Below are 13483 nucleotides of genomic sequence, written 5' to 3' on the forward strand. Positions count from 1 at the left end.
CCACCAGGTACGACAAGACCGCCCAGTCCTACACAGCAGCCGTCACCCTCGCATCACTCCTGATGTGGGCGTGACACTTTGACGACAACTCCTAGAGCCTACTCGCCCGCGGGTCTGCGATCCGCTCACCCACGGGATCTTCCACCTGCGGGCCCTCCACTCGCTCGCCCCTCGGATACGCGATCCGCCACGCCGGGGGCGCGCTCCGCCCGCCCGGGGCGTTCTCGACGCGCTCTGCTATCCGCTGATCGAGGCGCCCCGCCGTCCGCTGTCGAGACGCCCAGCCGTCCGCGAGGCGTCTGGTGCTCCGCCCCACGGCACAGCCGACGCCTGACGCGTGGCGAGGAGCCGTGACCGTTCGGGACGGATCCGCCCGCGTTCGAGACAGAGCCGTCCTCGCTCCGGGGAGCGGTCCTCGCCACTGATCCGCCACGGTCACCGCGGCGGCGTGGCTGCCCGTGCCCTCAGCGGCCGAGTTCCTTGCGGGTGATGCGGCGCAGCCTGCGCCGCTGCTCGGAGTCGAGCGCCAGATAGGCGGCCGCCGGGACGCCGAGCACGATCAAAAACGCGATCCACCAGGGCAGCCAGATCAGCAGAATGATCCCGACCGCCACGCCTCCCGCAGCGATCTTCGCTTTCTTCGACATGTCCGTCGCCTCCTTCGCGACCGTTGTCGCTCTCTGCCTTGAGAAACGGGATCGGCCCGTGTCCAGTTCCAGGTCACGACCCTGACCGATCCCTGAGGCGCGACCCCGAGGTGACCCTGAGAGTGCCTGCCCGCTGACGGGCGACGCCCTGTGGCATCACTCGGCCCTGAGAGGCTCACCCACCTCGTACATGTGGCGCAGCACCTGCCGGTAGGAATCGATCAGACCGGTCTCCGCATAAGACATACCCACAGCATGGCAGTGCGCGCGGACCAGTGGCTGGGCCAGCCGCAGATGGGGACGGGGCATGCTCGGGAACAGGTGGTGCTCGATCTGATAATTGAGGCCTCCGAGGAACCAGTCGGTGAGTGTGCCGCCCCGGATGTTCCGGGAGGTCAGCACCTGCCGCTGGAGGTGCCCCCAACGCTCGCCGTCCGGGTCGGGCATCTCCATGCCCTTGTGGTTGGGCGCGAAGGCCATGCCCAGGTGCAGACCGAAGAGGGCCTGATGGAGAGCGGCGAAGACGAGTGCGTGCCCCACAGGCATCGCGGCGAGCAGCAGCGTCACGTACCCCACGAGGTGAGCCACCAGGAGAGTGCCCTCCAGCGCCCGCCCACGGGGGCTCTGCCGCCGCAGGCTCTGGAAGCCGTAGACCTTCATGGCGATGCCTTGAAGCAGGGTGAGGGGGAAGAACAGCCAGGCCTGGTGGCGGGTGAGCCAGCGGCGGAAGCCGACACGGACCCTTGCCTGCTTGCTCGTGAACACCAGGACGTCGGCCGCGACGTCGGGGTCCTTCTCGATGTGGTTCGGGTTGGCGTGGTGGCGGTTGTGCTTGTCGTTCCACCAGCTCACGCTCATACCGAGCAGGAGGTTGCCGTGCACGAGACCGATGAGCCGGGCGACTGCGCGGTTGCCGGATATCTGGGCGTGTCCTGCATCGTGGCCGATGAACGCGGTCCTGACGCAGAGCACCGACAACGCGGGGGCGAGCAGCAGGACCCACCAGGTGTGCCCCAGGGCGAACAGGCCGAAGGCCACAGCCGTGAGCGCCGCGGCGTTGACCGCCATCGTGCGGACGTACCATCCGACGCGCCGTTCCAGGAGCCCGTGCGCCCTGACGGTGCGCAGGAGCGGGGCGAAGTCGCTCCCGGCGGGCCCTGGCCAAGAATCTGCGGGATGGTCCGCGACAGCGGTGGTGGCCTGGGGCATGGTCCGGTCTCCGGTCTGCGTGAGAACGTGCTGACCTGAGGAAACGTACGGATCAGTGACCCGCGGCAACCATGAGGTCACCACCCGGATCCGGTGGGGTGTCAGCCCCAGACCATAGGGGTGGTGGATACACCCCACCCTCCATTAGTGATCAGGATCACAACCCTGCGCCCCCCATCCGGTTGGAGTGTGATGTACTCTCGGCCGCTCCGGTCTCATTAGTCAAATTTGAGGAATGCGCCATCCCTGTGCCCAGGCTCCCCGCTGTCACTCCCTCCGAGATCTCCGAACTCTCTCAGTGTTCTGTCGTGTTCGTGCCCGGCGACCCCTGGCGCAGCGGACACGTCGCCTTCTGGCGCCCTGACGGCGACACCCCGCCGACCCCGGCCGCGAGCACTGTGGAGGACCTGACCGTCGCCGTACCGGGCGACGCCGGTGTTGAGCTGAGCGTCGTCCCGGCGGCGCTGCTGCCGGTACGCGCCGCGCTGCCCGTCCTGACCCGCGCGCGGGCCTCCTCGGGCACCCACCCGACCGCCGCCTTCTGGGGCACCGCAGCCGTGCTCGCCCTGCAGCTCGCCGCCCGCGGCCTGCTGCTGCCGGGGCTGACGGACAGCGACCACGACGCATGGCGCGCGGGTCCGCTCGGCGCCGCCGACCTGGAGCGGCTGCGCGAGCTCGCCGCCGCGATGCCGCCCAGCGCGCACGCGGTCCCGCTGGAGGGGTCCGCTCCCCCGCGGCTGCCCGCTCCGGAGCGGCTGCTGCGGGAGTTCCTGGACGCGGTCGCCGACACCCTGCCCCGCTCCCCCGCCGCCGTCGCGGCCGCGGGCCACCGCGCCTTCGCCGCGCCGGAGCCCCAGCACGTGCCGGAACAGCGGCCCTGGGCCACCGATGTCGCGGCCGGGCACGACGCGGGGGTGCGCATCTCACTGCGCGTCGAGGTGCCCGGTCTGCTGGCCGAGGCCTCCGAGGACACACGGCTGCCGTTCCGGGCCGTGGTGCAGATCCACAGTGTCAGTGACCCGACGCTCGTGGCGGATGCCGCCGAGATCTGGGCGGGCGCCGGGGCTGCGGAGAACTTCGGTCCGCGCGCGCGTATGGACGCGCTGCTGGCGTTGCGCCGTGCCACGCGCGCGTGGGCTCCGCTCGGCCCGCTGCTGCAGGCGACGGTGCCCGACGCCATCGAGCTGGCCGACGAGGAGGTCACCGAACTCCTCGGCGAGGGGGCGCGGATGCTCGCGGTCGCGGGCGTCGACGTGCACTGGCCACGGGAGCTGGCCCGCAGCCTCACCGCACGCGCGGTGATCGGCCCGGCAGACGACGACGCCGACCCACAGGGCCCCGATCGGCTGTCGTCGGACACACCGTCCCACCTTTCCGCCGACGCGCTGCTCGCCTTCAACTGGCGCTTCGCGCTGGGCGATCAGGAGCTGAGCCGCGCGGAGCTGGACCGGCTCGCGGAGGCGAACCGTCCGGTGGTGCGCCTGCGCGACCAGTGGGTGCTCATCGACCCGGACGCCGCGCGGCGCGCGCTCGCGCAACAGGACCGCAAGGTCACCCCCGTCGACGCGCTGAGCGCCGTCCTGTCAGGCACCACGGACGTGGACGGACAACGCGTCGACGTGCAGCCCACGGGCTGGCTGGCGACGCTGCGCGAACGTCTGACGGACCCCGAGGGCATGGAGCCCGTAGGGCAGCCCGCCGCTCTCGCCGCGGAGCTGCGCGACTACCAGCTGCGCGGCCTCAACTGGCTGGCCCAGATGACCTCTTTGGGGCTCGGCAGCTGCCTCGCGGACGACATGGGCCTCGGCAAGACCATCACTCTGATCTCATTGCACCTGCACCGCCAGGGCGACACGGAGACGGCCGGGCCGACCCTCGTCGTGTGCCCCACGTCCCTGATGGGCAACTGGCAGCGGGAGATCCAGAAATTCGCGCCGGGAACGGCCGTGCGACGCTTCCACGGTGCCCAACGCGACCTGGAGGGCCTCGCGGACGGCGAGTTCGTCCTCACCACCTACGGGACGATGCGGCTCGACACTGACCGGCTCGCCGAGGTCCCCTGGGGCCTGGTGGTCGCCGATGAGGCGCAGCACGTCAAGAATCCCTACTCGGAGACGGCCAAGCAGCTGCGCGCCATCGGGGCACGTGCGCGCGTGGCGCTCACCGGCACCCCCGTGGAGAACAACCTCTCCGAGCTGTGGGCGATCCTCGACTGGACCACTCCAGGGCTGCTCGGCAAGCTGAGCACGTTCCGCACCCGCTATGCCCAGGCGGTGGAGAGCGGGACTGATCCAGCCACGGCCGAGCGGCTGGCCAAGCTGGTGCGCCCCTTCCTGCTGCGCCGCCGCAAGTCGGACCCGGGCATCGCGCCGGAGCTGCCGCCCAAGACGGAGACCGACCGTGCCGTCTCGCTCAGCACCGAACAGGCCGGCCTGTACGAAGCGGTGGTGCGCGAGGCGTTGGCGGAGATCTCCGGAGCCGACGGGTTCGCCCGCCGCGGGCTGATCGTCAAGCTGCTCACCGGCCTGAAGCAGATCTGCAACCACCCCGCGCAGTTCCTCAAGGAGGACAAGCCGCGCCTCACCGGTCGCTCGGGGAAGCTGGAACTCCTGGACGAGCTCCTGGACACGATCCTGGCCGAGGAGTCGAGCGTGCTCGTCTTCACGCAGTACGTGCAGATGGCGCGCCTCATCGAAGGGCACCTGGCGGCGCGTGGGGTCCCCACGCAGTTCTTGCACGGCGGAACCCCGGTGGCCGAGCGAGAGGCGATGGTGCAGCGCTTCCAGGACGGTGAGGTCCCGGTCTTCCTGCTGTCCCTGAAGGCGGCCGGTACCGGGCTCAACCTCACGCGCGCGGGTCACGTCGTGCACTACGACCGGTGGTGGAACCCGGCGGTCGAGGCGCAGGCGACCGACCGCGCGTACCGCATCGGGCAGACGCAGCCCGTGCAGGTGCACCGGCTGATCGCGGAAGGCACCATCGAGGACCGCATCGCCGAGATGCTGCTGCGCAAGCGCGAGCTGGCCGACGCCGTTCTGGGCTCCGGCGAGGCGGCGCTCACCGAACTCACCGACGCGGAGTTGGCCGACCTGGTGGAGCTGCGAGGAGGTGCGCGATGAGTGACGCGTACGACGGGACGTACACCAGGACGCACGAAGACCGCGGGGACAGCAGCAGGGGGAGCGACGACGTGACGGCGTACGACGCAGAATCGACAGCTGACGACAGCGAGCGCACCTTCGCCGCGCTGCCGCCCGCGCACGGGCGGGGTTTCGCCCAGACGTGGTGGGGCCGCGCCTGGCTTCAGGCGCTGGAGGACACGGCGCTGGATCTCCAGCAGCTCAAGACGGGCCGGAAGCTCGCGCGGGCGGGCTCCGTGGGCGCGGTCTCGGTACGCCCTGGGCGCATCACGGCGGTCGTCCAGGACAAGGACGGCACACCGCACCGCTCGGACGTGCTGCTTCAGCGCCTGGACGCGGAGCAGTGGGACCGGTTCCTGGGCATGACCGTCGAGCGCGCCGGGCACATCGCCGCGCTGCTCGACCGGGAGATGCCGCCCCACCTGGTGGAGGACGCCGCGGCGGCGGGCGTGGAGCTCCTGCCGGGCATCGGCGACCTGGAGCCGGAGTGCGACTGTGAGGCGTGGGACCACTGTGGGCACACGGCGGCACTGTGCTATCAGATGGCGCGACTGCTCGACGAAGATCCGTTCGTGCTGCTCCTGCTGCGCGGACGGGGCGAACGCGAGCTCCTCGACGACCTGCACGTCCGCAGCGTGGCCCGACAGGGCACCGTGGACGTCCCGCGGGTCGAGGAGCGGGAAGCCGCTCAGGACGGCGTAGACGCCGCCGAGGCGTACGAGGAGGGCATCATCCTTCCCCCGCTGCCCGAACCGCCCGCGCTGCCGTCAGAGCCGGGCATGCCGCCTTCCCTGGACACGGACACCGAGCCGGCGGCCGGAGTCGACGCCACCGCGCTCGCGTTCCTGGCGGCCCGCGCGGCGGCCGAGGCGCACCGGATGCTCACGGAGGCGCTGTCTCCGGGCCATGACCGGCGGCCCGTCGAGCCCGAGTTGACGCTCGCGGAGGACTGCGTGCGCCTCGCCGCGGGCCGACCGGAAGCCGCCATCTCGGCGCGCCTGGCGGAGAGCTCCGGCAGGGACAGGGATGGGCTCGCGTGCTCCGTGCGGGCCTGGGAGTACGGAGGACGTGCCGCACTCGCCGTCCTGGAGGAGGAGTGGACCCCAGAAGGCGATGTGCTCGCCCGCGCGCGTGCCGCGCTCGACGCCGCGTGGGACGAAGGCGAAGGGCCGACGCTGCGTGCCTCGCGCAACCGCTGGACGGCGGCAGGGGGCGACGCCCAGCTGCGCCATGGACGCGACGGCCGTTGGTGGCCGTATCGCAAGGAGAAGGGCCGCTGGGTGCCCGCTGGCCCCGCGGCACACGACCCCGCGACGGCTCTGGCGGTGGCGACAGGCGGAGAGTGAGCCGTCGAGGGCGCAGCCAGTGACGCGTGGGGGCGTGCGGCGCCCGGGAGGGCGTAGTCGGTTCACGTGGCTGCCGGTGGCCGAAACGTGTGCGGCGGCCACCGGCGTGCCCACGAGGTCATCGTGTGCGCCGGGAACACCGGCGCGCGCACTCGCCCCGGCCAGGGATTGAGCAAGGTCATGACATCAAGGACCGTGGAGCGCGCCGGTTCAGCTGTGCGGACCCAGCCGAGAGGGGAGATGGCGCAGTAGGTACCCCTGCCGCAGCTGATCGCCCGGTGATGGCCGACGGCGCCTCCTGCCCCTCGCGGGAGGCGCCGTCACCGCGTACCACGCCTGGGCCCCGTGATCCCGGCGGGTCCACGAGCTCCCAGCGATTCACCCACGGAGCCGCCGACGGTTCACCCTCGCGACACCTCGCGTTCGTCAGGGCCGCGAAGGGTGGCGCCGTCACCGATCTCGTGCCTCTGGAGGCCCTGATGTCCTCGCCCGTCGCCGGCCAGCGCCGTGTCCGCCGTGCCGTCTCTGTCGGCGTCCCGCTCGCTTTGGTCACCGCTGTCGCGGTGGCAGGCACCGCCATCGGTGCCCCGGGCGGGACGCCGCACGCGGGCTCGGAGGCGCGAGGTACGTCCCGTGTCGTCTCCCAGGCCATGCTCGGCGACATCCCATTGGGCGCTTTCAGTAACCGTCTGCTGCCCGGGACGGTGCGCGACGACCGGGGCGTCGATCTCGGTGGGATCGGCAGCGACATCTATCCGGCGGGCCGCAAGGGCGAGTTCTGGACGGTCACCGACCGAGGGCCGAACGGCCAGATCAAGGTGGACGGCACGAAGCGCCGGACGTTCCCGGTGCCCGGCTTCGACCCGGCGATCGTGAAGATCCGTGTTTCGGGCCGCTCCGTGAAGGTCGTGGACGCGCTCGCGATCACCACGCGTTCCGGGAAGCCGGTCACCGGTCTGCCCAACCAGAAGACGCGCGACGAAGCACCGTACTCCTATGACGCGAGCAAGCCCCTCTCGTACAACCCGAACGGTCTGGACACCGAAGGCATCGTCCGGGCCAAGGACGGCAGCTTCTGGCTGGTCGACGAGTACGGTCCGTCGCTGGTGCACGTCTCCGCGCGTGGGAAGGTCATCAAGCGCTATGTCCCCAAGGGGCTGAAGCTTCGGGGCGCCGACTACCCGGTCGTCGAGGCGCTGCCTGGCGTGCTTCTGCACCGGAAGGTCAATCGTGGCTTCGAAGGCCTCGCTCAGCTTCCGGGCGGTGACCTGGTGATGGCGGTGCAGAGTCCGCTGTCCCTGCCGGACACGGATGCGGGCGAAGGCTCGCGCACCGCCCGGCTCCTGCGGTTCTCGCCCGCCAAGCAGGCGATCACCGCCGAGTACGCGTACCGCTTCGACCCGGTGGGCGTCGTCGATCCCGGAGAGGACGACACCTCGGAACTGAAGATCTCTTCCGTCGTCGCTGTCAGCCGTGACCGGCTGCTCGTGGAGGAGCGCACCGACAAGGCGGCCCGACTGCAGTTGGTGCGCCTGGACCGTCGCGCGAACATCCTCGGCAAGCGGTGGGACGACCCCGCCACCCGGCCCTCCCTCGAGCAGCTCGACGATCCCGCGGCCAAGGGTGTGCCGGTGCTGCGCAAGCGCCTGGTCGTCGATCTCGGCGCCGTCAAGGGCGTGCCCGGAAAGATCGAGGGCGTCGCTCGGGTTGACCGCCGCACGCTGGCGCTCATCAATGACAACGACTTCGGGATGACGGACGGCCCGGAGGCCTTCGACAAGGACGGGCGCCTCGTGGACAGCGGCGTGGAGACGTCCGTGACGTACGTCCGGCTTCCCAAGGAGCTGTAGGCGTAGCCTCACTCCCTGCCGTACGCCTAGGAGACGCGCGGTACGAAGGGGCCTCTTCAGGGTGTGATGGTGCACCAGCATTCCTGAGCGGACGCCAAGGGTTCTCTACGGCACGTCGTTCGCCGCTGGTGTCGGGAAGAGGGAGTCGAGTTCGCTCGGCAGGCCCGTGGGCAGCGACGGGAAGTCGCTGGGCAGCCTAGTGGGCACCCTTGTGGGCAGATCGCTTGGCAGGCTCGTCGGGATCCGAGAAGGGATGCTCGGCGAGGGCTTGGGGCGCGGTTCACTGCTCCTGCTGCTCTCGGTGGGCTTCTTCTTGTCCGGCGAGTCGTCGCTGCCGGTGACGGCGAACACCGCGGTGGCGACGGCTCCGACGCCTACGAGGGCCGCGATCAGGATGAACAGCCCGCTGCGTCGGCCAGGCGGCCTTCCCTCTGGGGGCGGCTGCCATGCGCCACCTCCTGGAGGGGGTCCGTATCCGCCCGGAGGGGAACCGTATCCACCGGGCGGTGGCCCATAGCCCCCAGGAGGGGGTCCATAATCGCCACCTCCAGGAGGCGGAAGGTCACGGGGCGGCTGCGGTGGTTCGGGCGGCATGGTCATACCGTCAAGAGTCGGCGCGAACCGGTCACGCCGCGACCCCCGCGCGGAAGTTGCTACACAGGCGCCGCACGGACCGTACGATTCCGGCACGCTGCGGCTGTGCGGCCGCGTGCCGTGGTGTCAGCCCCGTACCCCCAACAGATGGTCCATGGCCAGCTGGTCGAGGTGCTCGAAGGCCATCCCGCGCGCGGCGGCCGCGGCCACGTCGAAGTCCTCGTAGGCGCCTCGGTCCGCGAGCAGCCCGGTGAGGCCGTCGGCGGCGGTGGGCTCGGCCAGCTCGTGCAGACGCGCCTCCCGCAGCGCTTCCTGCACCTCGGGGTCGGCACGGAAGGCGGCCGCGCGGTCGCGCAGGATGAGGTAGTTGCGCATGCACCCGGCAGCGGAGGCCCACACGCCGTCGTAGTCCTCGGTGCGCGGGGGCTTGAAGTCGAAGTGGCGCGGCCCGTCGTAACCGCCCCTCTCCAGGACGTCGACGACCCAGAAGGCGCTGCGCAGGTCGCCCGCGCCGAACCGCAGGTCCTGGTCGTACTTGATGCCGCTCTGGCCGTTGAGGTCGATGTGGAAGAGCTTGCCCGCCCACAGGGCCTGCGCGATGCCGTGCGGGAAGTTGAGGCCCGCCATCTGTTCATGGCCCACTTCGGGGTTCACTCCGTAGAGTTCGGGCCTCTCCAGGCGCTCGATGAACGCGAGGGCGTGCCCGACGGTGGGCAGCAGGATGTCGCCGCGCGGCTCGTTCGGTTTGGGCTCGATCGCGAACCGCAGGTCGTATCCCTGCTCGGTCACATAAGCACCGAGGAGATCGAACGCCTCCTTCATGCGCTCCAGGGCATCACGCACGTCCTTGGCCGCGCCGGACTCCGCACCCTCCCTGCCGCCCCAAGCCACGAAGGTCGGCGCGCCCAACTCCACCGCCAGGTCGATGTTGCGGATCGTCTTGCGCAGCGCGTACCGGCGGACGTCTCGGTCGTTGGCGGTGAACGCGCCGTCCTTGAACACGGGGTGCGTGAACAGGTTCGTGGTCACCATCGGGACGACGAGACCGGTGGCGTCAAGGGCCTGGCGGAAGCGCTTGACGTGGGTCGCCCGATCGGCGTCCGAGGAGCCGAACGGAATGAGGTCGTCGTCGTGGAACGTCACTCCGTAGGCACCGAGTTCCGCGAGACGGCGCACGGACTCGGTCGGGTCCAGCGGCGCCCTGGTGGCATCGCCGAACGGGTCCCTGCCCTGCCAGCCGACGGTCCACAGTCCGAAGCTGAACTTGTCGTCCGGGGTGGGCTGGTACGTCATGTGCGACTCCTTGACGGCTCCTGGACTATTTCGTCATGGCGATTGACAAATTAGTATCCCGACGAGCGCCTGAGAAGACCGTGGGCACGATCGGGTACGTCCGCGGGGACAGAGCGACAGGTACGCGTACGGGCACGGGCACGACTTCTGGGGCAATGGCTTACCTAGGGGCACGCGCGCGTCCCTGGAGAGCCTCCCCGGAGAGCGTCCCTGGAGGGCGGGAGAAACCCTGGTCCCCTGCCGGAGGGTCCGGGTCCGCACCGGGAAGCACAGAGCCAGCCTGAACGGAGACTTGCATGTCGTCAGCGTCAGCAGCCGAAGGTCCTCTCGTCGTCGGGGTGGACAGCTCCACGCAGTCCACGAAGGTTCTGGTCGTCGACGCGGCCACGGGGCAGGTCGTCGCGAGCGGGCAGGCGCCCCACACCGTCACCACCGGCACGCTCCGGGAGAGCGACCCGGAGCAGTGGTGGAGGGCCCTCGGCGAGGCGCTGCGCCAGTGCGGCGCGCCCGCGCACGAGGCCGCCGCCGTGTCCGTCGCCGGACAGCAGCACGGCCTCGTCACGCTGGACGAGCACGGGGATCCGGTGCGGCCCACCCTACTGTGGAACGACGTGCGCTCGGCGCCGCAGGCACAGCGCCTGGTCGAGCGGTTGGGCGGCGCCAAGGCCTGGGCCGACCGCGTCGGCAGCGTCCCCGGACCATCTTTCACCGTGGCCAAGTGGGCCTGGCTCACCGAGCACGAGCCCGCGTCAGCCCGCGCCACCACAGCGGTGCGCCTCCCTCACGACTACCTCACCCAGCGCCTCACTGGTTCCGGCACCACCGACCGCAGCGACGTGTCCGGTACCGGATGGTGGGCCTCGGCGAGCGAGTCGTACGACGACGAGATCCTGGAGCTGGTGGGCCTGGACCCCGCGGTGCTGCCGCGCGTGGCACGCCCGGGAGAGGTCGTCGGCACCGTGCGCGGCGACGGTGAGCTTCCCTTCTCGAAGGGCACCCTGGTGGCGCCCGGCTCCGGCGACAACGCGGCCGCCGCCCTCGGCCTCGGTCTGCGCCCCGGTACGCCCGTACTCAGCCTCGGCACTTCCGGAACGGTCTACGCGGTCTCGGAGCGCCGCTCCACCGACCCGACAGGCACGGTCGCCGGGTTCGCCGACGCACACGGCGGCTGGCTGCCGCTGGCCTGCACGCTCAACTGCACCATGGCCGTGGATCGTGTCGCGTCGCTCTTCGGCCTGGACCGCGAGGCCGTCGAAGGGGACGGGTCCGTCACCGTCCTGCCGTACCTCGACGGTGAACGCACGCCCGCCCTGCCGCACGCCTCAGGCCTGCTGCACGGTCTGCGGCACGACACGTCTCCCGGCCAGATCCTGCAGGCGGCCTACGACGGTGCCGTACATGCCCTCCTCGGCGCTCTGGACGCCGTCCTCGGCGTGGCGGCGGACCGTTCGGTGCCCTTGCTCCTCATCGGCGGCGGAGCCCGTGGAGCCGCCTGGCAGCAGACCGTACGGCGCCTGTCCGGGCGGCCTGTCCGGGTCCCCGAGGCGCGCGAGCTCGTAGCTCTCGGTGCTGCAGCCCAGGCGGCGGGGCTGCTGACCGGCGAGGATCCGGCATCGGTGGCACGGCGCTGGGACACGGCGCGCGGACGCGAGCTCGACCCCGTGGAACGGGACGAGGCGACGCTCTCCAGGATCACGGAGATACTCTGCGACGCGGCCTCCTTGCTGAACGGCCCTCGTGAGACGCAACGCCCCTCTACGTAGTCGCGTGTTGCGTCGGCTCGACGTAGTCGCGTGTTGTGTCGGCGCATCCGTCAGGGTGGCACGTCGGCACGGTGAACAGCGGCACGGAAGTTGACGGCGCCGATCGATGCCCGGCACGGAATGGCTGGGGCCGATGACACAGAATGGGTCGAGAGGGGTGACACAGGGATGAGCGCACCGACGCACGAGGCCCGCTCCGGTGCGCCCGGACGCCAACTGCCCGACACCCAGCACGGAATGCGGCGACGCAACCTCGCGCGCGTCATGCACACTGTCGCCGCGCAGGGCCCGCTCTCCCGCGCCTCCGTGGCCACCCGCATCGGACTGACCCGGGCCGCCGTGTCCACCCTGGTGGACGAATTGATCCGGTCGGGGCTCTTGGAGGAGCTGGGACCCGCACGTTCGGGCAGGGCGGGTCGCGGCCGACCGGGTTCCGCGCTCGCCGTCAGCGCGAGGGGGCCGGTCGGCATCGGAGCCGAGGTGGGTGTCGACCACCTCTCCGTGTCCGCGGTGGACCTGCGCGGTGACGTATGGGCGCGTGCCCGACATCGCGTCACCAATCGAGGGCGGGCCCCTGAGGCCGTACTCGCGGAACTCTCCGCTCTGGTTGAGCGCGTCAGCCGGGAGGCCGAGCGAGCGGGCCTGCGTCCCGCGGGCCTGGCGGTCGCGGTCCCTGGCCTGGTCGCTCGCGACACGCACACCGTCGTGCGCGCCCCCAACCTCGACTGGCACGAATCCGACATCACCGGACTACTATCGTCCGGGCTGCCGTTGACCGTCGACAACGAGGCGAACTTCGGTGCCCTGGCGGAGCTGTGGCTCGGTGACGGCACGCCGGATGACTTTCTGCACGTGTCGGCGGAGATCGGCATCGGCGGTGCCCTCGTGGTCGACGGACAGTTACTGCGTGGCAGCCGTGGTTTCGCCGGGGAGCTGGGCCATGTGCCGGTCCATCCGGACGGGCCGGCGTGCGGGTGTGGTGGGCGCGGGTGCCTGGAGCAGTACGCGGGTGAGGAAGCGGTGCTGCGGGCGGCGGGGCTGCGCCCGGGGCCGGACCAGCTCGATCTCCTCGTCGAACGCGCCCTCGTGGGCGACGAGCACGCGCGCCGAGCACTCAGCGACGCCGGTCGTGCGCTGGGCATCGCGCTCACCGGCGCCGTCAACCTCCTCGACCCCCGCGCGGTCGTCCTCGGTGGGGCGCTGTCACGGCTGGCACCGTGGCTTCTGCCCTGCTTGGAAGAGGAATTGGCGCGACGCAGCCCCAGCCCTGGCTGCGCCCTCCGCGTGTCCGTCATTGGTTCCGAAGGGCCTCTCCTCGGGGCGGCGCACTCCGTGGTGCGAGCGGTGCTCGACGATCCGGTCGGGGCGGTCGGGGCGGTCGGGGCGGTCGGGGCAGGGATCCAGGGTTAAGTCCCAGTCTCCGGCTCTGCCCGTTGAGGGCTTGGTTCCGCCTGGCGGGAGCCCAGCGACTGCCGCAAGGGCGCCGAGTTCTCGTCCACGCCTCTGAGCCGACCCTTCGCCTCTATGTCGGAGAGCGGACCGCTGGTTTGACATGAATCGCCGAGAACTTCTCGGACGTTCCGGCGCGGCACGGTGAACACCCCACGGCAGCTCGCCGTTGCCATTCTTAATTTTCATGGG

Annotated in this window: 9 protein-coding genes; 5 read left to right on the forward strand and 4 right to left on the reverse strand. The window is 71.0% G+C overall.

Annotation, left to right across the window (positions count from 1 at the left end):
- Positions 1-464: 464 nt before the first annotated feature.
- Positions 465-647, reverse strand: a complete 183-nt coding sequence (locus AC07A4_RS21640) for a hypothetical protein (RefSeq protein ID WP_478601089.1) — start codon at positions 645-647, stop codon at positions 465-467.
- Between the two features lie 156 nt (positions 648-803).
- Positions 804-1856, reverse strand: coding sequence for a fatty acid desaturase family protein (locus AC07A4_RS21645; RefSeq protein WP_478601091.1), 1053 nt, complete (start codon positions 1854-1856; stop codon positions 804-806).
- A 248-nt stretch (positions 1857-2104) separates the two neighbouring features.
- On the opposite strand from AC07A4_RS21645, the gene AC07A4_RS21650 reads away from it, so the two are divergent.
- From AC07A4_RS21650 to AC07A4_RS21660, 3 genes are all read left to right on the forward strand, one after another.
- Positions 2105-4975, forward strand: a complete 2871-nt coding sequence (locus AC07A4_RS21650) for an SNF2-related protein (protein WP_478601093.1) — start codon at positions 2105-2107, stop codon at positions 4973-4975.
- Complete coding sequence (locus AC07A4_RS21655) at positions 4972-6342, forward strand: SWIM zinc finger family protein (RefSeq protein ID WP_478601095.1); 1371 nt, start codon at positions 4972-4974, stop codon at positions 6340-6342. Before AC07A4_RS21650 ends, AC07A4_RS21655 begins: the two co-directional genes overlap by 4 nt.
- A 479-nt stretch (positions 6343-6821) precedes the next feature.
- The gene (locus tag AC07A4_RS21660) at positions 6822-8192 is read left to right on the forward strand and encodes an esterase-like activity of phytase family protein (RefSeq protein ID WP_478601097.1); all 1371 of its coding nucleotides are present in this window, start codon (positions 6822-6824) and stop codon (positions 8190-8192) included.
- A gap of 105 nt (positions 8193-8297) precedes the next feature.
- Here AC07A4_RS21660 and AC07A4_RS21665 read toward each other — a convergent pair whose 3' ends face one another.
- Complete coding sequence (locus AC07A4_RS21665) at positions 8298-8543, reverse strand: hypothetical protein (protein ID WP_478601099.1); 246 nt, start codon at positions 8541-8543, stop codon at positions 8298-8300.
- Between the two features lie 369 nt (positions 8544-8912).
- A complete protein-coding gene (xylA, locus tag AC07A4_RS21670) occupies positions 8913-10079 on the reverse strand; it encodes a xylose isomerase (protein ID WP_478601101.1) in 1167 nt (388 codons plus the stop codon).
- 296 nt (positions 10080-10375) lie between these two features.
- Between xylA and xylB the strand changes: the two genes are divergently transcribed.
- Positions 10376-11842 (forward strand): xylulokinase, encoded by a 1467-nt coding sequence (gene xylB / locus AC07A4_RS21675; RefSeq protein WP_478601103.1) that lies wholly within the window; start codon positions 10376-10378, stop codon positions 11840-11842.
- A gap of 168 nt (positions 11843-12010) precedes the next feature.
- Complete coding sequence (locus tag AC07A4_RS21680) at positions 12011-13252, forward strand: ROK family protein (RefSeq protein WP_478601105.1); 1242 nt, start codon at positions 12011-12013, stop codon at positions 13250-13252.
- Positions 13253-13483: the final 231 nt, after the last annotated feature.

It is taken from the genome of Streptomyces sp. NPDC043996 (assembly GCF_056435225.1).